Here is a 24,420-nt window from a genome sequence, read left to right as displayed (position 1 = left end):
GCATGGCGGTATCACAACCACTGCCCGACCAACCCTGCGGTGCAGAATATCTGCGCGCAGTGTTGCGAGCACCCGTTTATGAGGTGGCGCAAGTCACCCCGTTACAGGTCATGGAAAAAATCTCGACTCGCCTGGATAACGTAATTCTGGTGAAACGTGAAGACCGTCAGGCGGTGCACAGTTTTAAACTGCGCGGCGCCTACGCAATGATTGCCGGATTGACTGAAGAGCAAGCGGCGCGCGGCGTGATTACAGCTTCGGCCGGTAACCATGCTCAGGGCGTTGCCTTGTCAGCCACCCGAAAAGGGATAAAAGCACTGATTGTGATGCCGGTGGCGACCGCCGATATCAAAGTTGACGCCGTGCGTAATTTTGGCGGCGAAGTGCTGCTGCACGGAGCTAATTTCGACGAAGCAAAAGCCAAAGCGATTGAGCTGTCACTGTCTCAGGGCATGACCTTTGTGCCACCGTTTGACCATCCGGCGGTGATCGCCGGGCAGGGAACGCTGGCGATGGAGTTGCTGCAACAAGATGCGCACCTCGACCGGGTGTTTGTTCCGGTCGGCGGCGGCGGTCTGGCGGCAGGTGTGGCGGTATTGATTAAGCAACTGATGCCGCAAATCAAGGTTATCGGTGTTGAAGCCGAAGACTCTGCCTGCCTGCGTGCGGCGCTGGATGCCGGTGAGCCGGTGGATCTGGCGCGCGTCGGGCTGTTTGCCGAAGGCGTAGCCGTTAAGCGTATCGGTAACGAAACCTTCCGCCTGTGCCGTGAATATCTCGATGACGTCATCACCGTCGACAGCGATGCAATCTGCGCGGCGGTTAAAGACTTGTTCGAAGACGTGCGCGCTATCGCCGAGCCTTCCGGAGCTTTGGCGCTCGCCGGTCTGAAGAAATATGTGCAAGAGCATAATATTCAGGGCGAACGTCTGGCGCACGTGTTGTCAGGTGCCAATCTCAACTTCCATGCTTTGCGTTATGTTTCAGAGCGTTGTGAGCTGGGAGAGCAGCGTGAAGCCTTGCTGGCGGTAACTATCCCCGAGCGCAAAGGCAGTTTCCTGAATTTCTGCCAGTTACTTGGTGGTCGCTCAGTGACTGAGTTCAACTATCGCTATGCCGATGCCGATAATGCCTGCATTTTTGTTGGCGTTCGTCTGACGCGCGGGCACGCCGAGCGCAAAGAAATTATCGATTTGCTCAACGAGGGTGGCTATCAGGTCGTGGATTTGTCCGACGACGAGATGGCGAAACTGCACGTGCGCTATATGGTTGGCGGTCGTCCGAGCAAGCCTCTGCGTGAGCGTCTTTACAGCTTTGAATTCCCGGAGTCTCCTGGCGCATTGCTGAAATTCCTGCACACGCTGGGCACGCACTGGAATATTTCTCTGTTCCATTATCGCAGCCACGGCACCGACTTTGGTCGCGTGTTGGCCGCGTTTGAGTTGACGGATCAAGAGCCTGAGTTCGAAAAGAATCTTTCGGCGCTGGGTTATGACTGCCACAATGAGTCAGATAATCCGGCTTTCCGATTCTTTTTGCAGGGATAGGTTAGCAGTAATTTAGTTCATTAAAACAGGGACGGCGTATGAGCACTGCGTTTAACGGTTTCAGCCAGCAAGGGCTGAATTTTCTACAGCAGGTTCGCATCGAAAATGACAAGACGTGGTTTGATGAAAACCGTCACATTTACGATCAAACACTGCTAACGCCGTTCCGCACGCTGGTGGAAGCATTAAGCGACACCATGCTGGCTATTGATCCGCAGTTTGAAATCCGTCCCGCCATTGGTAAAACGCTGTCGCGCATTCATCGCGACACGCGTTTCTCCCACGACAAAACTCGTTATCGCAGCCGAATGTGGTTGACCTTTAAGCGCCCGAGCAAAGACTGGAAAGACGCGCCCGTGTATTTCTTCGAGCTTGGCCCCGATATGCTGCGCTATGGGCTGGGCTATTACAGCGCCAATAAGCAAACCATGGACCTGTTCCGCCACACGTTGACTCGCCAACCGGTGCAGTTTCTCGAGGTGGCCGAATGCTGCCGTGCGCCTTTTGAACTGGCGGGAGAAAGCTACAAACGTCCGCTGGTTATAGAGCAGGACCCGGCGATCGCCAACTGGTACAACCGAAAATCTTTTGCGGTGATGGCAAGCGACAATCAAGTCGAGAAGCTGTTCAGCCCCAGGCTGGTGGATGAACTGGCAAAAGCTTTCCTGCAACTTGAACCGCTGTATCACTGGCTGATGCGCGTTGAAACCATGAAACAGATCGATCCTGCCGATCTTTAATCGCTTTTTTGATCATAAAACCCATCACAAGAGCCGACAAAGATCACGGCGGAATTCCTCCCCGCCGTTTAAGCTACAGCTTCAGTTCAACCTGTAACAGCGACTGCCAGAACGCCTCAATCAGTGGCTCATTGAGTCGTTTACGCTGTACGCAAACCCCCAACGGCAGCGGTGCGCCGATAGTTACATTGTCGTGCACTAAAATACGGTTGCGGATCAGGTCAGGGCTATTTTCCAGCACGACGACAGGAATAAGCGCCACGCCGCAGCCCAAAGCCACCATCGAGACAATCGCTTCATGTCCTGAAACCGTGGCGTAAATCAGTGGGTTAGTTATTTTGTGATGACGGAACCAGCTGTCGATACGCTTACGCGCCGGCCCATGCTCGGGAATGATAAATGGAATTTGCGACCATTCAGGATGAGGCTCGCTGACCTGAGTCCGCACCGCACAGGGCAGAGACGGCACAATCAACGCCATGGTCACTTCACCAATCGGCGTAAAGTCTATACTTGAAGGCAGCGTTTCCGGATGCCCGGCAATGCCCAAATCGGCTTCAGTTGATTGTACTTTTTCAACTGCGTCCGCGGCATCTCCGGTGGTGAGCTTGATTTCAACCAGCGGATGCTGGGCGCGAAAACGGTCGAGGATTGGCGGTAGATGGCTGTACGCCGCTGTTACCGAGCAGAACAGGCGCAGCTCGCCGGAAAGTGTAGGGCCGTTTTGCCCCATCGCATGGCGCAGCTGTTGATACTGTAACAGGGTTTGCTGAGCGAAAATTTTTAGCTGGTCGCCTGCCTGTGTCAACTGTACGGTGCGGTTATCGCGCTGGAAAAGCGCCTGCCCCAGCTCCTCTTCCAGCCGCTGAATTTGCCGTGAAAGAGTCGACGGGCTGACATGCATAGCCTTGGCTGAACGCCCGAAATGGCGGCTTTCAGCCAGATTGAGAAACAGTTTCAGATCGCGTAAGTCCATAAAGTTTTCCGGCTAAGTCATGCGTTTGCTGTGGATTTATTGATGTTGCATAAACTGCAATGTCATCTTCTTAATATATCAATTTAAGCAATGCCGTGCATGACATATAGTGTTTCTCAAGCAACCCGTCATGCTTCACGTTGCAGATGCGTTGGCTACGCTCGTTCACCCCAGTCACTTACCTGAGTAAGCTCCAGGGGACTCACGAACTTGCCGCCTTCCTGCCACTCGAATCATTTAGGGCTCAACATTTTCGTACCAAACAAACGCAACGGAGTTTTACCATGGCTAACTATTTCAACACATTGAACCTGCGTCAGCAGTTGGCGCAATTAGGCAAGTGCCGCTTTATGGCTCGCGATGAATTCGCTGATGAAGCCAGCTTCCTAAAGGGTAAAAAAGTGGTGATCGTTGGCTGTGGCGCACAGGGCCTGAACCAGGGTCTGAACATGCGCGACTCCGGCCTGGACGTTTCCTACACCCTGCGTGCAGAAGCGATTGCCGAGAAACGTGCTTCATGGCGCAAAGCGACTGAAAACGGCTTTAAAGTTGGCACCTACGAAGAACTGATCCCGCAGGCCGACCTGGTGGTTAACCTGACTCCAGACAAGCAGCACAGCGCGGTAGTTAAAGCGGTTCAGCCTCTGATGAAAGACGGTGCGGCGCTGGGTTACTCTCACGGCTTCAACATCGTTGAAGTTGGCGAGCAAATTCGTAAAGACATCACCGTGGTGATGGTTGCCCCGAAATGTCCAGGTACTGAAGTACGTGAAGAATACAAACGCGGCTTTGGCGTTCCTACGCTTATCGCCGTTCACCCGGAAAACGATCCTAAAGGCGAAGGCATGGCGATTGCCAAAGCTTGGGCTGCGGCGACCGGTGGTCATCGTGCAGGCGTTCTGGAATCTTCATTCGTTGCTGAAGTTAAATCTGACCTGATGGGCGAGCAGACCATCCTGTGCGGTATGTTGCAGGCCGGTTCACTGCTGTGCTTCGACAAACTGGTAGCTGACGGCGTTGACGCAACTTATGCAGAAAAACTGCTGCAGTTCGGTTGGGAAACCATTACCGAAGCACTGAAGCAGGGCGGCATCACCTTGATGATGGATCGCCTGTCCAACCCGGCTAAACTGCGTGCTTTCGCACTGTCAGAGCAGTTGAAAGAGATCATGGCTCCACTGTTCCAGAAACACATGGATGACATCATCTCTGGCGAATTCTCTAGCGGCATGATGGCTGACTGGGCGGCAGACGACGTTAAACTGCTGACCTGGCGTGAAGAGACCGGCGCAACTGCGTTCGAAAACGCTGCACAGTTCGAAGGCAAAATCTCTGAGCAAGAGTATTTTGACCACGGCGTGCTGATGATTGCGATGGTTAAAGCTGGCGTTGAACTGGCGTTCGAAACCATGGTGTCTTCTGGCATCATCGAAGAGTCTGCTTACTACGAATCACTGCACGAGCTGCCGCTTATCGCCAACACTGTTGCCCGCAAGCGTCTGTATGAAATGAACGTGGTTATCTCTGATACCGCTGAATACGGTAACTACCTGTTCGCTAACGCGGCAGTGCCATTGCTGAAAGAGTTCATGACCACGCTGCAAGCCGGTGACCTGGGCAAATCTGTTGCTGCAACTGAAGTAGACAACGCTCAGCTGCGTGACGTGAACGAAGCAATCCGTGCTCACGCTATCGAATCTGTGGGCCACAAACTGCGCGGCTACATGACCGACATGAAACGCATCGCGGTTGCCAGCTGATAAACAGCGTTTTACCTGCAATACCGTATAAAATAAAAAAGCACTGCCTTGGCGGTGCTTTTTATTTTCTATTACTGTCACAGCCTGCGAAGCAAACTTAGTTGCGGTACAGAACTTTGATCAGATGGTAACCGAACTGAGTTTTAACCGGACCCAATGGCTTAAGCAGTTCACCGCTAAATACCACTTTGTCGAAAGCAGGAACCATGTCGCCTTTGCGGAATTCACCCAGTGAACCGCCATCGCGCTTGGATGGGCAGGTAGAGTGCTTACGCGCCAGTTCCTGGAAGTCAGCACCTTGTTGCAGCTGAGCCAGCAGTTCGTTGGCTTTGTTCTCGTCATCCACCAGGATGTGTAATGCTGAAGCGGTGTTCGCCATAATCGTGACCTTTAGATAAAATTAATCAATAACTACTCAGGGCGTAATGTAACACCTGCAACGCCGGATGTGCACTGCGCGATGCCTCTCAAGCTCTGAACCTTACACTTTTGACTCTCATTTCTGGCGGAAGTTTCTGCTACAATCCTCCTCCCGCGTCTATCAAGTGAGCAAAAATAACCCAATGCGATTAAATCCCAGTCAACAACACGCCGTCGAATTCGTCACCGGACCCTGCCTGGTCTTGGCCGGCGCCGGCTCGGGTAAAACGCGGGTTATTACCAATAAAATCGCTCACCTAATCCGCGAATGTGGCTATCAGGCACGGCATATTGCCGCTGTGACCTTTACCAACAAGGCCGCGCGCGAAATGAAGGAGCGTGTGTCGCAAACGCTGGGTCGTAAGGAATCACGCGGTTTGCTGATTTCAACCTTCCACACGCTGGGGTTGGAAATTATCAAGCGCGAGTTCGCGGCGCTGGGAATGAAATCCAACTTCTCACTGTTCGACGATCAGGACCAGCTGGCGCTGCTCAAAGAGCTGAGTGAAAAGTGGCTGGAAAACGACAAAACCCTGTTGCAGCAATTGATCTCGACGATCTCCAACTGGAAAAACGATCTTATTGACCCGTCTGGCGCCGCCAAGCTGGCTCGATCCGAGCGCGATCAGATTTTCGCACTTTGCTATGGCCTTTATCATGACCACATGCGCGCCTGTAATATCCTCGATTTTGACGACCTAATCTTGCTGCCGACGCTGTTGTTGCAACGCAATGAAGAAGTTCGCGAGCGCTGGCAGAACAAGCTGCGTTATCTGCTGGTGGACGAATATCAAGATACCAACACCAGCCAGTATATGATGGTGAAACTGCTGGTGGGCAACCGCGCGCGCTTTACAGTGGTGGGCGATGATGATCAGTCAATTTACTCCTGGCGCGGTGCTCGACCGCAAAATCTGGTGCTGCTAAAAGAAGATTTCCCGGCCTTGCAGGTGATTAAGCTGGAGCAGAATTACCGCTCCTCGCAGCGTATTCTCAAAGCTGCCAATATCCTGATCGCCAACAATCCGCACGTGTTCGAGAAACGACTGTTTTCCGAGCTGGCCTACGGTGAGGCGCTAAAGGTAATCACCGCCAATAATGAGGACCACGAGGCGGAGCGTGTAGTGGGGGAATTGATTGCCCATCGTTTTATGAATAAAACCAACCACGGCGATTATGCGATTTTATATCGCGGTAACCATCAGTCGCGGCTGTTTGAAAAGATGCTGATGCAAAACCGCATTCCGTATCGTATTTCGGGCGGCACCTCATTCTTCTCGCGCCCGGAAATCAAAGACCTGCTGGCCTATCTGCGAGTGCTGACCAATCCAGACGATGACAGCGCTTTCCTGCGTATCGTCAACACGCCGCGCCGTGAGATTGGTGCGGCTACGCTGCAAAAGCTCGGTGAATGGGCTAATCAGCGTAATAAAGGGTTGTTCAAGGCCAGCTCTGATTTTGGTCTGGGCCAGACTCTGACTGGCCGTGGCCTGGAATCGCTGCAGCGTTTTACTCACTGGATGGGAAGTGTCGCCGAACTTGCCGAGCGTGAGCCCATCGCCGCCGTGCGTGACCTGATCCACGGGATGGATTACGAGAGCTGGCTGTTCGAAACCTCGCCCAGCCCGAAGGCGGCTGAAATGCGTATGAAAAACGTCAATCAGCTGTTTAGCTGGATGACCGAAATGCTTGAAGGTACTGACCTGGATGAGCCGATGTCGCTGACTCAGGTGGTCACTCGCTTTACTCTACGCGACATGATGGAGCGCGGCGAGAGCGACGAAGAGCTGGATCAGGTTCAGCTAATGACACTGCATGCCTCGAAGGGGCTGGAATTCCCCTATGTGTTTTTGGTCGGCATGGAAGAAGGGTTATTGCCTCATCAGAGCAGCATGGATGAAGATAATGTCGATGAAGAACGTCGCTTGGCCTATGTCGGAATAACGCGTGCGCAGAAAGAACTGTTTTTTACTCACTGCCGCGAGCGCAGGCAATACGGTGAACTGCTGCGACCTGAGATTAGCCGTTTTTTGCAGGAGTTACCGCAGGACGATTTAGCGTGGGAAAGCGAGCGAAAAGTGGTGTCGCCGCAGGAGCGAATGGTGAAAGGTCAGAGCCATCTGGAGAAGATCCGTGCGCAGTTGGCCAGCGCAAAAGCCGCCGATCAAAATAAAAGCTAGCTCGCAAAAATCATAAAAATGGGAGCCGAAAAGCTCCCAGATGGGTGATAACATCGTCGATCAGCAGAGAAACGCCACGCAAGGTCGATTCTGCTTTTTCACTCGTTACTTGACAGTTTCTTCAACAAACAGTGGCCAATGGACATAGCTCTGCCAATGGCTTTCCTGCTCCAGCTCTTCAGCGCGTAATGGGTGCTGTTCCAGCCATCCGTTAGGCACCAGCACATTCAGCTCATCGTCATTGGCGCGTAAACGCACTGCAGGCAGCGTATCGTCGCGACGTCGGCTGGCAAAAATAATTGCCAGACGCATTATGCGACAAAGGCGTTCGGCCTGACGCGGAGGCAGGGCGTTTTGCTGATTTAGCAGCGGTAAATCCAGGTTATTACTCTGGTTTTGCAGCAGTGTCGCCAGCAGTTTTTTTTGCGCCGGAGTAAAGCCGGGTAAATCGAGATGACGGATCAGATAGGCCGCATGATTCTGCGCCTGTTTGAAATCAACGCTGAGTCCAATCTCGTGGATAAGACAGGCACTGGTCAGCAGTTCGCGCGCCCGCGCATCAAGCTGCCAGGTACTCGAAACCTGCTGAGAAAAGTTTTCCGCCAGAGCCGCTACTCGATTGGCCTGCTCAACGTCGAGCAGGTAGCGCCGTTGCAGGTTGTGCAGGGTGCGTTGGCGGATATCCTGTTCGACCGGCAAGTGGAGCATGCCGTAAACCAGCCCTTCGCGCAGCGCGCCACCGGCCAGCATCATCGATTCTATTTTCAGGGTCTTGAAGATAGCGATCAGAATAGACAGGCCGCTTGGGAAAACCAGTGCGCGTTCCAGCGTCAGGCCTTCAATTTCAAGCTCTTCCAGCTTGCCACATTGAATGGCGCGCTGTTTAAGCTGTTGCAGTTTGGACAGGGTAATGCGTTCGTCCATTCCCTGCGCCACCATGATTTCCTGTAGCGCCTGCACGGTCCCTGAAGCACCCACGCAGACTTGCCAGCCGTGGGCCAGTAGCTCCGGCGCAACAGGGATTATCATCTCAACTGCGGCCAGTTCGGCCTTTTCAAAATTTTCTTTCGTCAGGCTTCGGTCAGTAAAATAACGCTCAAGCCAGGTAACACATCCCATCGACAGGCTAAACAATGTATTGGCCTGCGCTCCGGTTCCGGTTACCAGCTCAGTACTGCCGCCGCCAATATCAACAACCAGGCGTTGGTCCGGGCCGCCGGTAGTGTGCGCCACGCCGTGGTAAATCAGCCGCGCTTCTTCTTCGCCGCTGATCACTTGAATCTTGCATCCGAGAATATTTTCAGCAACCTGTAAAAATTCATCGGCATTTTTGGCCAGGCGCAGTGTCGCCGTTGCCACCACGCGGATTTGCTCGCGGGGAATGTCTTGCAGACGTTCTGAAAATAATTTTAGGCATTGCCATCCACGCTGCATTGCTTCAGCGGAGAGATGACTGTTTACATCCAGCCCGGCAGCCAGGCGCACTTTGCGCTTGATTCTGGCCAACGTTTGAATACTGCCTGCCACCTCACGGACTACCAACATATGGAAGCTGTTGGAACCCAGATCGATCGCTGCATAAAGTGAGGTGGAACTCAGCATGATTTTCAGCCCGAACGTTTGCGGTTGTTACGTGGCGCACTGCTACCGCGTCGTGAAGATGATGATGAATTACGGCGTGGGCCGCTGCCATTGCGAGTACGCGCGAGGCGTTTTGGCGCAGGCAGGTCAGTCAATAATGCATCGCTGTTATATTTGCTGACAGGAATACTGTGGCCGGTATAAGTTTCGATGGCTGGCAGATTCAGAGCATATTCTTCACAAGCTAGGCTGATTGAGTGACCGCTAAGGCCAGCACGACCAGTACGACCGATGCGGTGAACGTAGTCTTCGCAATCGTCAGGCAGGTCATAGTTAAAGACATGCGTAACGGCAGGAATGTGCAGACCACGAGCGGCTACGTCGGTTGCAACCAGAATATCGATATCACCCTTGGTGAAGTCTTCAAGCACGCGCAGGCGTTTCTTCTGCGCCACGTCGCCGGTCAGCAAGCCTACGCGGTGTCCGTCAGCAGCCAGATGGCCCCAAACGTCTTCACAACGGTGCTTGGTGTTGGCGAAGATGATGCAGCGGTCTGGCCATTCTTCTTCTATTAACGTTTGCAACAGGCGCATCTTTTCTTCGTTGGAAGGGTAGAAGAGCTCTTCCTGAATACGGTGACCCGTTTTCTGTTCCGGTTCGATTTCTATCGATTCGGCATTGTTCATGTTTTCGAACGCCAGCTCTTTCACACGATAAGACAGGGTGGCGGAGAACAGCATATTCAGGCGCTGAGTCGCAGGCGGCATACGACGGAACAACCAGCGGATATCTTTGATAAAGCCCAGATCGAACATGCGATCGGCTTCGTCCAGCACCACGACCTGGATTGCACCCAGATTAATATGGTTCTGTTTTGCGTAATCGATTAAACGGCCAGTCGTGCCGATAAGAATATCGACGCCACTTTCCAGCACTTTAAGCTGTTTGTCGTAGCCGTCGCCACCGTAGGCCAGACCGAGTTTCAGCCCGGTAGATTCAGACAGCGCTTCGGCGTCCGAATGAATTTGCACTGCTAATTCCCGCGTTGGTGCCATAATTAAAGCACGCGGCTGATTAGTCTGACGACCCTCAGCAGCAGGGTTAGAAAGCAGATAATGGAAAGTAGACGCTAGAAAAGCCAGCGTCTTGCCGGTACCGGTTTGCGCCTGACCCGCAACATCACGTCCTGAGAGCGTGATAGGCAATGCGAGTGCCTGGATAGGCGTGCAGTAATGAAACCCTTTCTTTTCAAGGGCTTCGACTGCTAGCGGGTGCAGGGCGAAGTCGGAAAACTTCTGTTCAGTTAAGTGTGTTTTGCTCATAGTGTGGTAGAATATCAGCTAACTATTGCTTTACGAAAGCATATCCGTTGAAATAAACGTGGTGAAATAGAGTCAACCTACTGTTGGTTAATGCTACATCAACAAGGTAAAGTTAATCCTTTGGAGTAGAACATGAGCGATAAAATTATTCACCTTTCTGATGACAGTTTCGACAAAGACGTATTAAAAGCCGATGGATTGGTGCTGGTCGATTTCTGGGCAGAATGGTGTGGTCCGTGCAAGATGATTGCTCCGATCCTGGACGAAATTGCCAGCGAGTTCGAAGGCAAACTTACCATTGCCAAATTGAATATCGATGAAAACCCGGGTACCGCTCCAAAATACGGTATTCGTGGCATCCCTACTTTACTGCTGTTCAAAGGCGGCGAAGTGGCGGCAACTAAAGTCGGCGCACTGTCGAAGGGTCAGTTGAAAGAGTTCCTGAACGCTAATCTGTAATCGTTCCGAATGACCTAAATCAGGCGTTTGGTGGACAACGTGTGTTTTTCACACTGACCGCTAGACGCCTGCAAAGAAGCGTGCTAAGTTTACGCTTACTGCATATTTGAGCTTACCTGTAGTTTGATTCTAACGTTTTACTCTGTGTCGAAACCATCTGCCTATAAGTGCTTTCATAAAACTGCTTATATAGAAAATGACTTGTTTATAAAAACAGGCGAACTGGCGATGTGCTTTGACAATCAAACGGTTTTATAAAAATCGGCTTTGAGACACCTTCAATTTAAGTCTGCCCTCTTTCAAGAAATAGCTCGTGAGCAAAATCGCGACCTGTAATCAGAAGCTGCAAATTGAGAGTCTCTACCCTAAGAAATTTTAAGCTGGCATGGACAACCCCTGCCATCCCCATTCACGACAGATCTTCGAGATACACCCCGAGTTTAAGAACCCACCATTATGAATCTTACCGAATTAAAGAATACGCCGGTTTCTGACCTGATTACACTCGGCGAAAATATGGGACTGGAAAACCAGGCCCGCATGCGCAAGCAAGACATTATTTTTTCTATACTGAAGCAGCACGCCAAGAGCGGAGAAGATATCTTCGGTGACGGTGTTCTGGAGATCTTGCAGGACGGGTTTGGTTTCCTCCGCTCTGGAGACAGCTCCTACCTCGCCGGTCCTGATGATATCTACGTTTCTCCTAGCCAAATCCGCCGCTTCAACCTCCGTACTGGTGACACCATTTCAGGTAAAATCCGACCGCCAAAAGAAGGCGAGCGCTATTTTGCCCTGTTAAAAGTTAACGAAGTTAACTATGACAAACCGGAAAACGCCCGTAACAAGATCCTGTTCGAGAACTTGACCCCACTGCACGCCAACTCACGTTTGCGTATGGAGCGCGGTAACGGTTCAACTGAAGACTTGACCGCTCGCGTTCTCGACCTGGCTTCGCCAATTGGTCGTGGCCAGCGTGGTCTGATTGTGGCACCGCCGAAAGCCGGTAAAACCATGCTGCTGCAGAACATTGCGCAAAGCATCGCCTACAATCACCCGGACTGCGTACTGATGGTTCTGCTGATTGACGAGCGTCCGGAAGAAGTGACCGAGATGCAGCGTCTGGTTAAAGGTGAAGTTATTGCTTCCACCTTTGACGAGCCAGCATCTCGCCACGTTCAAGTTGCCGAAATGGTAATCGAAAAGGCCAAGCGCCTGGTTGAGCACAAGAAAGACGTTATCATCTTGCTGGACTCCATCACTCGTCTGGCGCGTGCTTATAACACCGTGGTTCCTGCTTCAGGTAAAGTGCTGACCGGTGGTGTTGACGCCAACGCCCTGCACCGTCCCAAGCGCTTCTTCGGTGCTGCGCGTAACGTGGAAGAGGGCGGCAGCCTGACAATCATCGCCACCGCGCTGGTTGATACCGGTTCTAAAATGGATGAAGTTATCTACGAAGAATTTAAAGGTACAGGTAACATGGAATTGCATCTGGCGCGTAAAATCGCCGAGAAGCGTGTCTTCCCTGCTATCGATTACAACCGTTCCGGTACGCGTAAAGAAGAGCTGCTTACCACTTCGGAAGAGCTGCAGAAAATGTGGATCCTGCGCAAGATTATCCATCCAATGGGTGAAATCGACGCAATGGAATTCCTCATCAACAAGTTGGCAATGACCAAAACCAACGATGAATTCTTCGATATGATGAAACGTTCATAATTCGTCTTTGCCGATAACAGTTGAAGTTTTTGCTTCAACATTGTTAAAAACGCTGCGTCTAGACGTGGCGTTTTTTGCTTTTGGTCGCTACGATGTGTAGTGGCTACGGGCTTTTTACGAAAGAATCAGATAACCCCCGATAGTCAAAACTGTCATTGTTCATTAATTTGTCGCTGTGTATAAGCGGGTAGGAAGGATCCTTCGGACCACACTAAAAATCTCAATAAAAATCCGAGCTGTCATTCTAGAATATGGCATCAAACCGCGAGGTGGTAATGGCTACTACCAGAATAGAGTCTTGGCTGCCCGAAAAGTCGTGTAGTTTTACCAATATTGCAGAGACGTTTTAACTGTGAATTTACTCAATCTGAGTACTGAGCTTGTTCTTGTTTTCTTGTTTTCATTTCTCTTTTTGTTTTTGGCCAGGAAAGTTGCCAAAAAAATTGGATTAGTTGATAAACCAGACTTCCGCAAACGTCATCAAGGGCTTATTCCCTTGGTGGGTGGCATAACTGTCTATGCCGGGGTCTGCTTCGCATTTTGGATCGGTAATCCACAAATTCCGCATAAGCTTTTATATCTTGGCTGTGCGGGTCTACTGGTTCTGATTGGTGCGTTGGACGACAAATACGACATCAGTGTAAAAATTCGCGCCTGCGTTCAGGCGCTGGTTGCCGTAGTCATGATGGCTTACGGCGATATGGTGCTGCACGATCTCGGACGAATTATTGGCCCCTGGCAGATGTTTCTCGGCCCTTTCGGTTATCTAGTCACCCTGTTTGCCGTTTGGGCTTCCATTAACGCATTTAACATGGTTGATGGAATCGATGGCCTGCTTGGAGGACTGTCTTGCGTCACCTTCGGATCGATGGGGGTGGTGATGCTATACGCGGGCAATCAATCCCTGGCACTGTGGTGTTTCTCCATGATTGCCGCCATCATTCCTTACGTCCTGCTTAACCTCGGCGTGTTTGGTCGTCGCTATAAAGTGTTTATGGGCGATGCGGGCAGTACGCTAATTGGCTTTACTGTGATCTGGATTTTGTTGCAATGCACCCAGACTTCGCGCACATCTTTCCATCCTCCAATGACACCAGTGACTGCGCTGTGGCTGATTGCCATTCCGTTGATGGACATGATTGCCATTATGTATCGTCGTCTGCGCAAGGGGATGAGCCCGTTCTCAGCCGACCGCCAACATATCCATCATCTGATTATGCGTGCCGGATTTTCTTCCCGTCAGGCCTTTGTGCTGATCACTCTGTCTGCGGCTCTGCTGGCGATTATTGGTGTTGTCGGCGAACATCTGCGTTTCCCGGAATGGTTGATGTTGGGGCTATTCCTGGTTGCTTTTATGCTCTACGGCTATTGTATAAAGCGTGCATGGCGTGTCGCTCGTTTCATGAAGCGCGTCAAAAGAAGACTGCGCCGCCATTCTGTTAATTAGCCTTACCTTTCAAATAGTTGCCGCTTGCAATGATCAAATCCAGGCATGACTGCAGTTGGATGACAGTATTACTTTAAATTCAAATAGTTGGTGGTAATGATGAAGTCAGAGACGATGTCTACAAGGAATGAACTCGCCCTTGATAACGAGCTGGATATTCGCGGGCTTTGCAGAACACTCTGGCAAGGCAAACTGTGGATTATCGGCCTGGGACTGGGGTTTGCCATCGCGGCTTTGCTTATCTCCCTGCTGATGAAACAGGAGTGGAGCACCACGGCGGTTACCGATAAACCTACGGTAAACAATCTGGCCTCCTATTTCTCCCAGGAACAGTTCCTGCGTAATCTCGATGCCAAAAACACCTTTACTCCCGCGGGTGACCAGGCCTCCATTTCCCACGACGCCTACAACGAGTTTGTGATGCAGCTGGCGGCTTACGACACTCGTCGCGACTTTTGGCTGGATAATCCCTATTACGCCCAGCGCAAGACTGGGGATAGCGGAGCGAACGCGGTTCTCCTCGACAAGTTGATTAGCGCGATTCAGTTTACACCGCGTGACGACAAGAAAATCCCTAACGACAGCGTAAAACTGACGGCCGAAACCGCTGCCGATGCCAATAAGCTGCTACGCCAGTACGTCAACTTTGCCAGCGCTCGTGCAGCACAACATCTTTACGATGAGATTCAAGGGGCCTGGGCTGCGCGAACGCAATCGATGAAAGCGCAGGTCAAACGCCAGGAAGAGGTGGCAACGGCCATTTATAATCGCGAGCTGAATAACACTGCGCAGGCACTGAAAATTGCCCAACAGAAAAACATCGATCACGGCATGACCGATGCCACGCCGGATAGCCTTGCCGATGCTGACATGTTCCTGCTCGGCACGCCAATGCTGCAAGCCAGGCTCCAGCTCTTACAGGCCTCTGGCCCGAGTTTTGATATCGATTACGATCAGAACAAAGCGATGTTGGCTACGCTTAATGTGGGGCCCGTTTTAAACGCCAAATTCCAGACTTATCGTTATTTGCGTACACCGGAAGAGCCGGTAAAGCGCGACAGTCCACGCCGGGTACTGCTGATGATTATGTGGGGAATTGTCGGTGGATTGATCGGAGCTGGTGTTGCACTGGCCCGTCGACGCGTCGCGTTAGTAAATTAAAAAAATAAAAAAGATAGCGATGAAAAATCGAGCGCCATTGACGCGCTCGCTCCGCAGGAAAGCGCTGCGCCTATCAAAAGAGAGTGCCTCTGTGAAAGTATTAACGATTTTCGGAACCAGGCCGGAAGCAATAAAAATGGCACCCCTGGTACATGCTTTGGCTCAGGATGATGCCTTTGATTCAAGAGTCTGTGTGACGGCCCAGCATCGTCAAATGCTGGACCAGGTCCTAAATTTATTTGCCATCAAGCCGGATTACGATCTCAATATTATGCAGCCCGGCCAAGGGCTGACCGAGATAACCAGCAGGATTTTGCTGGGGCTGAAGCCGGTGCTGGAAGAATTCAAGCCGAACGTGGTGCTAGTCCATGGCGATACTACAACGGCGCTGTCTGCCAGTCTGGCGGCATTTTATCAGCAGATCCCGATTGGCCACGTTGAAGCTGGCCTGCGCACCGGCGACATGTTGTCACCGTGGCCAGAAGAGGGCAACCGCCGTCTGACAGGACATTTGGCAAAATGGCATTTTGCGCCAACGGCCTTGTCGCGCAATAACTTACTGCGTGAAGGCGTGGACCAAAGTCGCATTACAGTGACCGGCAATACGGTAATAGATGCGCTGCTTTGGGTACGTAACCTGCTGCAGCGGTCGCCGGATCTCACTGCGCGAATTGCCAAAAACTACGATTTTATTTGCCCCGAAAGAAAACTGATTCTGGTTACCGGCCATCGACGCGAAAGCTTTGGTAATGGCTTTGAGCGCATTTGCAGCGCGTTGGCAGAAATCGCCAAACTTCACGCCGATGTGCAAATTATTTATCCGGTGCATCTCAATCCTTTGGTTCGCGAACCGGTAAACCGAATTTTGCAGGGCATTGATAACGTTATTCTAATCGATCCGCAGGATTATTTGCCCTTCGTTTATCTGATGGATAAAGCGTATTTGATCCTCACCGATTCTGGTGGGATACAGGAAGAAGCGCCGTCGCTGGGTAAACCCGTGTTGGTGATGCGAGATACCACGGAAAGACCGGAAGCTGTAGATGCGGGCACGGTTAAACTGGTGGGCACAGATACTGCGGCGATTGTCAGCGAAGTCTCGCGGCTTCTCACCGATGACGATGCCTATCAGACAATGACCCGAGCCCACAATCCTTACGGTGACGGGCATGCCTGTAGCTGCATTTTGGATGCGTTAAAGAATACTTGAGTGGAATCATGACTGTAATGACCAACGCCTCGTTTGAAACTATTTCCATCATTGGTTTGGGCTATATAGGCCTGCCAACAGCGGCCGCCTTTGCTTCACGTCATAAAAAGGTTATCGGTGTGGATATCAACCAGCGCGCGGTCGATATCATCAATCGCGGCGGGGTACATATTGTCGAACCCGAGCTTGATGCGCTGGTGCAACAGGCTGTCGAACAAGGCTTTTTGCAAGCCGTGACAGTGCCGCAGCCAGCAGACGCATTCCTGATAGCCGTGCCGACGCCGTTCAAAGACGGTCACCAGCCTGATATGAGCTATGTCGAGAAAGCGATTACCGCGCTGGCGGTGGTGCTGAAAAAGGGGGATCTGATCATTCTGGAATCGACCTCACCGGTGGGTGCTACCGAACAAATGGCGCAGTGGCTGGCTACATTGCGTCCAGACCTGCGATTCCCGCTGTCAGAGGCCTCGGCAACGGATACTAACGTGCCAGACGTTAACATCGCTTACTGCCCGGAACGCGTACTGCCGGGTAAAGTGATGGTCGAACTTATCAAGAACGATCGCGTTATTGGCGGAATCACTCCCCAATGCTCGCAGCGGGCCAGCAGTCTGTATCGTATTTTCCTGGAAGGGGAATGCGTGGTGACCAACAGTCGCACGGCCGAGATGTGCAAACTGACTGAAAACAGTTTCCGCGACGTTAATATCGCTTTTGCCAATGAACTGTCGCTGATTTGCGATGCGCAGGGGATCAACGTCTGGGAGCTGATTGGTTTGGCAAACCGCCATCCCCGAGTCAACATTTTGCAGCCCGGACCCGGCGTCGGTGGCCACTGTATCGCCGTCGATCCGTGGTTTATCGTTTCGCAGCATCCTGATCTGGCCCGGTTGATTCACACCGCGCGGGTGGTCAACGACGGCAAGCCTTTCTGGGTCGTTGATAAAGTTAAAACAGCAGTCGCAGATTGCCTGGCTGCTACTGGAAAACGCGCCAGTGAAATCAACATTGCCTGCTTTGGGTTAGCGTTTAAACCAGATATTGACGATTTACGTGAAAGCCCGGCGGTACACGTCACGCAGCTGATTGCCGATTGGCACGCAGGCGAAACCTGGGTGGTTGAGCCGCACGTTGAGCATTTACCCACTGCACTGGCAAACAAGGCCAGCCTAAAATCGCTCGACTCGACGTTGCAGCATGCCGACGTGGTGGTCATGCTGGTCGATCACTCGGCGTTTAAGCAGATACCTGGCCAACAGATCACCCAAAGCTGGGTGGTGGATACTAAAGGTGTGTGGCGCTAAGCCTCCCTTAAACTAAACGGTGTAATAGTTTACTCTGGCCAATGGCGTTAGGTCCGTCGTTGCGCGACTTCAAGGCTTGGAGGAAAAATGAACGATAATCTAATCCGCGGGCGACTTGAGTATTTGCAGTGGGAAAGCGATTTTTTCTCCCGGCCAAGCGCTAAACTGATACTGGATTCCGCAGGCCCGGTTTTACAGCGCAGTGATTTGGGTGAATATCCGCTGGTGCATGCCAAAGTGCCAGCCGATCAGAGCGAGATAATCGACGGCCTGTACTATTTAGGGTTTCGCATGGTTGAGGGGGAAATCGATTTCTCTCTGGATCTCCGCGATGCCGAGCCTGCAACAATCGAATATCAGTTAGCGACTCGTCGTGATTTATCCCGCGTGTGCCAGTTGGCCGGCAGCGCTTTTCAGCTCAGTCGTTTTCGCTCGCCCTGGTATCAACCACATGATTCTGGTCGTTTTTATGCGCTGTGGGCCGAGAAGGCGATTCTGGGGACCTTTGATACTCATTGCCTGACCTTAAGCGACAATGATGGCCAGCTGCTGGGATTTGTCACGCTGCGCGCCATTGAACCCAAGGTTGCCCGTGTTGGATTGTTGGCCGTTCAGCCTCAGGCTACCGGGCGTGGCATTGGCAAGCAGTTAATGAAAGCGGCACAGAGCTGGTGCCTCGCACATGGAATTGAGCAACTCAAGGTTGCCACGCAAACAGGCAATATCGCAGCGTTGAATTTGTATCGTACCTGCGGTGCTGTTCTGTCTCATTCAGCTTACTGGCTGTACAGGTAATTTTATGATCCCATTTAACTCTCCGCCGATTGTCGGCACTGAGCTGGACTACATGCAGGCTGCCATGGGCAGCGGTAAACTGTGTGGCGATGGCGGTTTTACCCGCCGCTGCCAGCAGTGGTTTGAAAAAAACTTCCGCTGTCCAAAAGTGCTTTTAACGCCTTCCTGCACTGCCTCCTTAGAGATGGCCGCCATTTTGTTGGACATCAAGCCCGGCGATGAAGTGATCATGCCGAGCTACACCTTCGTCTCGACGGCCAACGCCTTTGTTCTGCGCGGCGCGACAATCGTGTTTGTTGATATCCGACCAGACACCATGAACATCGACGAAACGTTGATTGAAGCCGCAATCACTGAGAAAACGCGGGCGATTGTGCCGGTGCATTACGCGGGAGTCGCCTGTGAAATGGACACCATCATGGCGCTGGCCGAAAAATATAAGCTCTTTGTGGTCGAAGATGCGGCGCAGGGCGTGATGTCGACCTATAAAGGGCGCGCTTTGGGTACCATCGGCCATATTGGCTGCTTTAGCTTTCATGAGACTAAAAACTACACCGCCGGGGGCGAAGGTGGCGCGACGCTGATTAACAGCCCCGAGCTGGTGGAGCGAGCTGAAATTATTCGCGAAAAGGGCACCAATCGCAGCCAGTTCTTTCGCGGCCAGGTTGATAAATATACTTGGCGTGATATCGGTTCCAGCTATTTGATGGCCGACTTGCAGGCCGCCTATCTCTGGGCTCAGCTTGAAGCCGCCCAGCAGATTAACCAGCAACGTTTAAAACTGTGGAACAGTTACTACAAGGCGCTGAAACCTTTGCAGGACGCTGGCGACCTAGTGTTACCCACCATTGCGCCCGGTTGCGTACACAATGCGCACTTGTTTTACATCAAGTTTAAAGACAGTGAAAAACGCGATGCGCTAATTGAATATATGAAAGAGGCTGAGATTCTTACCGTCTTTCATTACATTCCTTTGCATTCCTCGATTGCGGGTAAGAAGTTTGGCTATTTCTGCGGTGAAGACGTTTATACCACCGAAGAGAGCAGCAAACTGGTGCGATTACCGCTGTTTTACAACATGAGTAACGTCATGCAGCAGGCGGTAATTTCTACCTTGCGGAGCTTCTTCGCCTGATATGTCTTTAGCAAAAGCGTCTCTTTGGACCGCCGGTTCGACACTGATTAAAATTGGTGCTGGGCTAGTGGTCATTAAACTATTGGCCGTCGCTTTCGGCCCGGTCGGCGTTGGTCAGGCAGGAAATTTCCGCCAGCTGATCACCGTGCTGGGCGTGCTGTCGGGAGCGGGAATTTTTAACGGCGTCACCAAGCATGTCGCCCAATCACGGCAGGAGCCGGAAAAGCTTAGGGCAATATTAGGTGCAGCCTCTACGCTGATTCTCGGATTTTCCACCGTGCTGGCGCTGGTTATGTTGCTGGCCGCCGCGCCCATCAGCGTGGCGCTTTTTGGGCACGGCGACTATCAGTCGGTAGTGCGGGCTGTCGCGCTTATCCAGATGGGCATCGCATACGCCAACCTGTTTCAGGCGATTCTAAAAGGCTATCGTGATGCACAAGGCAATGCGCTGGCAGTAATCGGTGGCAGTCTGACAGGTTTGCTGGCCTATTGGTTATGCTTTAGCGTCGGCGGTTATCGCGGCGCGTTGGTCGGTTTTGCGCTGGTTCCGGCGCTGGTGGTATTACCGGCGGGAATTGTGCTCTGGCGTCGTCAGCTTTTTTCTGCGAAATTTTTAGCTCCAAGCTGGGATCCACAGCTGGCGCGCCAGTTCGCCAAGTTTACAATTATGGCGCTGATCACCTCAGTCACTTTGCCGGTGGCTTACGTGATGATGCGTAATTTACTGGCCGAGCACGACGGCTGGCAGGCTGTGGGGATCTGGCAGGGCGTGAGCAGTATATCTGACGCCTATCTGCAATTTATTACCGCCTCGTTTAGCGTGTATCTGTTGCCGACGCTGGCTCGTCTCACCAATAAAGAAGAGATTAGCCGCGAGATCGTCAAGGCGCTGAAGTTTGTGATGCCGGTGGTAGCCGCGGCCAGCTTGACTGTCTGGCTGCTGCGTGATTTTGCTGTCTGGCTACTGTTCTCGCCACAGTTTACGGCAATGCGCGATCTTTTCGCCTGGCAGCTGGTTGGTGATGTGCTTAAAGTCAGTGCTTATATCTTTGGTTATCTAGTGATTGCCAAAGCGTCGCTGCGTTTTTATCTGCTGACCGAAATCAGCCAGTTTCTTTTGCTGACTCTGTTTTCGCATTGGCTGATCCCGTTACACGGCGCACTCGGTGCCGCGCAGGCTTATATGGCGACTTACACTATTTACTTTGCGCTGTGCTGTACCTTTTTTGTTATTTATCGTAGACGACCATGAAAACGCTGATTCACGTTTTGGGATCTGATATCCCGCATCATAATTCGACCGTGCTGCGCTTCTTTAACGAGGTGTTACTCGATCACGTCCCGCTAGAGCAGGGGCAGCATTTTATGGTCGCCAGCCTTGATCCACAGGCGCTACCGGCGTGTGAAAAGTTGAGTATCGAGGTGTTGGCCGACAAAAAATCGCTGGCGCAGGCGGTGATCGCCAGAGCGCAGGCTGACAGAAATTGCCGTTTCTTTTTTCATGGCCAATTTAATCCTGGCATCTGGCTGGCTTTGTTAAGCGGTAAGATCAAAACCCGACAGGCCTTCTGGCATGTCTGGGGCGCGGACCTGTACGAAAACTCCGGCAGCTTGAAATATCGACTGTTTTATTTATTGCGACGCCTGGCTCAGGGGCGAGTCGGGCGCGTATTCGCCACTCGGGGCGATTTGTCACACTATCACCAAAGACATCCTCGGGTGCCTTCTTCATTACTGTATTTCCCGACCCGTATGGATCCGTCGCTGACCTTGCCCGCTGACGCCCCTGTTCCCGAAGGGCAGCCAACAGTGCTGGTCGGCAACTCGGGGGATCCGAGCAATCGCCATATCGACGCTCTGCGCGCGCTGCACAAACAGTGGGGCGCGGGGATAAAAGTGATTATCCCAATGGGCTATCCTGCAAATAATCAGACCTATATCGAGCAGGTACGCGGTGAAGCGCTGGCACTTTTCCCTGCGGAAAACGTCGAGCTGTTAACCGAGTCCATGGCGTTTTCCGACTACCTGAGCATGCTGAAAAGCTGCGCGCTAGGATATTTTATCTTTGAAAGACAGCAGGGGATTGGCACGCTTTGTCTGCTGATCCAGTTTGGCGTGCCGTTTGTGCTCTCGCGCAAAAACCCTTTCTGGCATGATATGGCGGAACAGGATTTGCCCGTTTTATTTGACGACGACCAGCTCGATGGTGCCACCCTGAACGAGGCTCGTCGTCAGTTGCTGAATGCCGATCGGCAAAATATTGCCTTTTTTAGCCCGAATTACATTCAGGGCTGGGTGCAGGCCTTGAACAACGCCGTGGGAGTTTCATCATGACGCTGGCGCAGTTGGGCGGTCTAAGCATCGTCTATGCTTTCTCGTTGCTATTTATTTTGAGTCTGACCTATCTGGAATTCCGGCGGGTGCGGTTTAGCTTCAATCTTTTTTTCTCCGTGTTGTATCTGCTGACCTTTTATTTTGGCTTCCCGCTGACCTGCCTGCTGGTGTTTGAATTCAACACCGCCGTGGTACCGGTGCCTTTTCTGTTGGAGGCAATGCTGTCGGCAACCTGCTTTTATGGCATCTATTACGTGGTATATAAAACGCGGTTGCGTAAAACACGAGCCGTGCCAAGGCGGGAAGTGTTTAGCATGAATCGGGTTGAAACCAATCTGACCTGGATCCTGATGGCGCTGGTTGCCTTTGTAACGCTGGGGATTTTCTTCGCCCACAACGGCTTCCTGCTTTTCAAACTGACCTCTTATAGTCAGATTTTCTCCAGCAACGTGTCTGGCGTGGCGCTAAAACGTTTCTTCTATTTCTTTATTCCGGCGATGCTGGTGGTTTATTTCCTCAGGCAGACTCGGACTAACTGGTTCCTGTTTCTGTTTACTACTTTTGCTTTTGGTCTGCTGACCTATGTAGTGGTAGGGGGCACGCGCGCCAATATCATCATCGCATTGGCGCTGTTCCTGTTTATCGGCATTATTCGCGGCTGGATCACGCTGTGGATGTTGTTGCTGGCGGGCATTATGGCAGTGGTGGGAATGTTCTGGCTGGCGCTGAAACGCTACAACCTTGACGTCAGTGGTCCCGAAGCTTTCTATACCTTCCTTTATCTGACCCGCGATACTTTCTCGCCGTGGGAGAATCTTGCGCTATTGCTGCAAAATTACGACAAGATCCACTTCCAGGGGCTGATGCCAATTATCCGTGATTTCTACGTGTTTATCCCGACCTGGCTTTGGCACGGCAGGCCGTCTGCGGTGATGAATACCGGCAACTATTTCACTTGGGAAGTGCTCGACAATCACTCTGGCCTGGCGATTTCTCCAACGCTGATTGGTTCACTGGTAATTATGGGCGGCGCGGCGTTTATCCCGTTGGGTGCAGTCGCGGTAGGCATGATTATCAAGTGGTTCGACTGGCTGTATGCACTGGCTCGGAACGCGACCAATCCTTACAAGGCGGCGATTTTGCAGAGCTTTTGTTTCGGTGCGGTATTCAATATTATTGTCTTGGTTCGTGAAGGGGTGGATTCATTCTTTTCGCGGGTAATATTTTTTGCCGTGGTTTTTGGCCTTTGCCTAATCGCCGCCAAGTTGCTGTATTGGTTGTTTGATACCGCCGGATTAATAAGAATGCGTGTTGACCACCTGGCCAATGTTGAACCCGTTGTGGTGACAGAGCCGTTCGTGCGCGATAAAGGATAATAATGAATTCAAGCTCAATCCCCCTGTCTATTCCGAAATACAGCATCCGTGACATTGAGCTGTGGGGATTTCGCGACATGGACCAGTTCCGCGACTATCTCATTACTGAGGACGCAGTAAAAACGGGGACTCTGGTCGCGATCAATGCCGAGAAAGTGCTGGCGACCGAGCGTGACGCCCAGCTGCGCAGTTTGATCAAAGAGGCGGATTATAAGTATGCCGACGGGGTCAGTATTGTGGCTTCCATCCGTCGAAAATATCCCGCCGCCAACGTTGAACGCGTGCCGGGTGCCGACCTGTGGGAAGCCGTAATGCAACGCGCAGGACAACTTGGAACGCCGGTATTTTTGATCGGCGGTCAAGAAGCTGTGTTATCACAAACCAAGGACAAGCTGCGTAAGCAATGGAACGTCAATATTGTCGGCAGTCAAAACGGTTACTTTACCCCAGCAGAGCGAGAGGCGCTTTTCGAGCGGGTTAAAGCCAGTGGGGCGAAAGTGATTACCGTGGCGATGGGATCTCCACGTCAGGAGATTTTGATGCGTGACTGTCGCAAGGTTTATCCCGACGCGCTGTACATGGGCGTTGGTGGAACCTACGACGTATTTATCGGCGCGGTAAAGCGTGCTCCTAAAGGTTGGCAGAAGCTCGGACTAGAGTGGCTTTACCGATTAATCAATCAGCCTAGCCGTCTGCCGCGCCAACTTAAACTGCTTAAGTTCGTTCTTTATTATTACACCCGTCGGCTGTAATCGTTTCATGCCCGTGTCTGGTCGCGGGCTTTTATCCTTACTCTCAACGTAATTTCACTGCAAAATTGCTGAAAATTCGACCTGCCCCGCTATTTTATTCATTCTCATTTGCAACTGACCCCAAAATACGAAACCATACCGCCGTTTTATCTGCCCTGACCTTGGGAAATAACAATAATATTCCGGAAAATCCGGAAAACAGAAC

At 51.8% G+C, this 24,420-nt stretch carries 20 protein-coding genes; 16 read left to right on the top strand and 4 right to left on the bottom strand.

The window, feature by feature from the left end; genetic code table 11:
- Positions 1-2: 2 nt before the first annotated feature.
- On the top strand, positions 3-1,547 hold the full coding sequence (gene ilvA / locus AB3G37_RS23370) for a threonine ammonia-lyase, biosynthetic (protein WP_009637880.1): 1,545 nt from the start codon (positions 3-5) through the stop codon (positions 1,545-1,547).
- 38 nt (positions 1,548-1,585) lie between these two features.
- A complete protein-coding gene (locus tag AB3G37_RS23365; protein WP_369789225.1) occupies positions 1,586-2,287 on the top strand; it encodes a DUF2461 domain-containing protein in 702 nt (233 codons plus the stop codon).
- Positions 2,288-2,360: 73 nt separating this feature from the next.
- Here the strand turns inward: AB3G37_RS23365 and ilvY are convergent, their stop codons facing one another.
- On the bottom strand, positions 2,361-3,263 hold the full coding sequence (gene ilvY / locus AB3G37_RS23360; protein ID WP_369789224.1) for an HTH-type transcriptional activator IlvY: 903 nt from the start codon (positions 3,261-3,263) through the stop codon (positions 2,361-2,363).
- A gap of 284 nt (positions 3,264-3,547) precedes the next feature.
- On the opposite strand from ilvY, the gene ilvC reads away from it, so the two are divergent.
- A complete protein-coding gene (gene ilvC, locus AB3G37_RS23355; RefSeq protein WP_009637877.1) occupies positions 3,548-5,023 on the top strand; it encodes a ketol-acid reductoisomerase in 1,476 nt (491 codons plus the stop codon).
- A gap of 97 nt (positions 5,024-5,120) precedes the next feature.
- On the opposite strand, the gene ppiC is transcribed toward ilvC, so the two are convergent.
- Positions 5,121-5,402, bottom strand: coding sequence for a peptidylprolyl isomerase PpiC (gene ppiC / locus AB3G37_RS23350; RefSeq protein WP_009637876.1), 282 nt, complete (start codon positions 5,400-5,402; stop codon positions 5,121-5,123).
- A 184-nt stretch (positions 5,403-5,586) separates the two neighbouring features.
- Here ppiC and rep point away from each other — a divergent pair, with 184 nt between their 5' ends.
- Complete coding sequence (rep, locus tag AB3G37_RS23345) at positions 5,587-7,623, top strand: DNA helicase Rep (RefSeq protein WP_369789223.1); 2,037 nt, start codon at positions 5,587-5,589, stop codon at positions 7,621-7,623.
- A 105-nt stretch (positions 7,624-7,728) separates the two neighbouring features.
- Here the strand turns inward: rep and gppA are convergent, their stop codons facing one another.
- Positions 7,729-9,225 (bottom strand): guanosine-5'-triphosphate,3'-diphosphate diphosphatase, encoded by a 1,497-nt coding sequence (gene gppA / locus AB3G37_RS23340; RefSeq protein WP_369789222.1) that lies wholly within the window; start codon positions 9,223-9,225, stop codon positions 7,729-7,731.
- Positions 9,226-9,230: 5 nt separating this feature from the next.
- The gene (gene rhlB / locus AB3G37_RS23335; protein WP_009637873.1) at positions 9,231-10,526 is read right to left on the bottom strand and encodes an ATP-dependent RNA helicase RhlB; all 1,296 of its coding nucleotides are present in this window, start codon (positions 10,524-10,526) and stop codon (positions 9,231-9,233) included.
- A 132-nt stretch (positions 10,527-10,658) separates the two neighbouring features.
- Between rhlB and trxA the strand changes: the two genes are divergently transcribed.
- The 12 genes from trxA to wecG all read left to right on the top strand — a co-directional run bounded on the left by trxA (position 10,659) and on the right by wecG (position 24,215).
- Positions 10,659-10,985 carry a thioredoxin TrxA gene (gene trxA, locus AB3G37_RS23330; protein WP_009637872.1) on the top strand — a complete coding sequence of 109 codons (327 nt, stop codon included), beginning with the start codon at positions 10,659-10,661 and terminating at the stop codon, positions 10,983-10,985.
- A 456-nt stretch (positions 10,986-11,441) separates the two neighbouring features.
- A complete protein-coding gene (rho, locus tag AB3G37_RS23325) occupies positions 11,442-12,701 on the top strand; it encodes a transcription termination factor Rho (protein WP_009637871.1) in 1,260 nt (419 codons plus the stop codon).
- Between the two features lie 352 nt (positions 12,702-13,053).
- Positions 13,054-14,148, top strand: a complete 1,095-nt coding sequence (wecA, locus tag AB3G37_RS23320) for a UDP-N-acetylglucosamine--undecaprenyl-phosphate N-acetylglucosaminephosphotransferase (RefSeq protein WP_369789221.1) — start codon at positions 13,054-13,056, stop codon at positions 14,146-14,148.
- Between the two features lie 96 nt (positions 14,149-14,244).
- A complete protein-coding gene (gene wzzE, locus AB3G37_RS23315) occupies positions 14,245-15,309 on the top strand; it encodes an ECA polysaccharide chain length modulation protein (protein ID WP_369789220.1) in 1,065 nt (354 codons plus the stop codon).
- Positions 15,310-15,400: 91 nt separating this feature from the next.
- Positions 15,401-16,519, top strand: a complete 1,119-nt coding sequence (wecB, locus tag AB3G37_RS23310) for a non-hydrolyzing UDP-N-acetylglucosamine 2-epimerase (RefSeq protein WP_369789219.1) — start codon at positions 15,401-15,403, stop codon at positions 16,517-16,519.
- Between the two features lie 17 nt (positions 16,520-16,536).
- The gene (gene wecC, locus AB3G37_RS23305; RefSeq protein ID WP_369791020.1) at positions 16,537-17,823 is read left to right on the top strand and encodes a UDP-N-acetyl-D-mannosamine dehydrogenase; all 1,287 of its coding nucleotides are present in this window, start codon (positions 16,537-16,539) and stop codon (positions 17,821-17,823) included.
- An 87-nt stretch (positions 17,824-17,910) separates the two neighbouring features.
- Positions 17,911-18,618 carry a dTDP-4-amino-4,6-dideoxy-D-galactose acyltransferase gene (rffC, locus tag AB3G37_RS23300; RefSeq protein ID WP_369789218.1) on the top strand — a complete coding sequence of 236 codons (708 nt, stop codon included), beginning with the start codon at positions 17,911-17,913 and terminating at the stop codon, positions 18,616-18,618.
- 4 nt (positions 18,619-18,622) lie between these two features.
- Positions 18,623-19,753 (top strand): dTDP-4-amino-4,6-dideoxygalactose transaminase, encoded by a 1,131-nt coding sequence (gene rffA / locus AB3G37_RS23295; protein ID WP_369789217.1) that lies wholly within the window; start codon positions 18,623-18,625, stop codon positions 19,751-19,753.
- A 1-nt stretch (position 19,754) separates the two neighbouring features.
- Positions 19,755-21,005: a lipid III flippase WzxE gene (gene wzxE, locus AB3G37_RS23290; RefSeq protein ID WP_369789216.1), complete on the top strand. Its 1,251-nt coding sequence runs from the start codon at positions 19,755-19,757 to the stop codon at positions 21,003-21,005.
- Positions 21,002-22,087 carry a TDP-N-acetylfucosamine:lipid II N-acetylfucosaminyltransferase gene (locus AB3G37_RS23285; RefSeq protein WP_369789215.1) on the top strand — a complete coding sequence of 362 codons (1,086 nt, stop codon included), beginning with the start codon at positions 21,002-21,004 and terminating at the stop codon, positions 22,085-22,087. The genes wzxE and AB3G37_RS23285 overlap by 4 nt, the downstream gene beginning before the upstream one ends.
- Positions 22,084-23,463, top strand: a complete 1,380-nt coding sequence (gene wzyE / locus AB3G37_RS23280; RefSeq protein WP_369789214.1) for an ECA oligosaccharide polymerase — start codon at positions 22,084-22,086, stop codon at positions 23,461-23,463. The genes AB3G37_RS23285 and wzyE overlap by 4 nt, the downstream gene beginning before the upstream one ends.
- A gap of 2 nt (positions 23,464-23,465) precedes the next feature.
- Positions 23,466-24,215, top strand: coding sequence for a lipopolysaccharide N-acetylmannosaminouronosyltransferase (wecG, locus tag AB3G37_RS23275; RefSeq protein ID WP_369789213.1), 750 nt, complete (start codon positions 23,466-23,468; stop codon positions 24,213-24,215).
- Positions 24,216-24,420 lie beyond the last annotated feature (205 nt).

The organism is Rouxiella sp. WC2420 (assembly GCF_041200025.1).
Classification (GTDB): domain Bacteria; phylum Pseudomonadota; class Gammaproteobacteria; order Enterobacterales; family Enterobacteriaceae; genus Rouxiella.
This window is presented reverse-complemented; position numbering and strand designations above follow the sequence as displayed.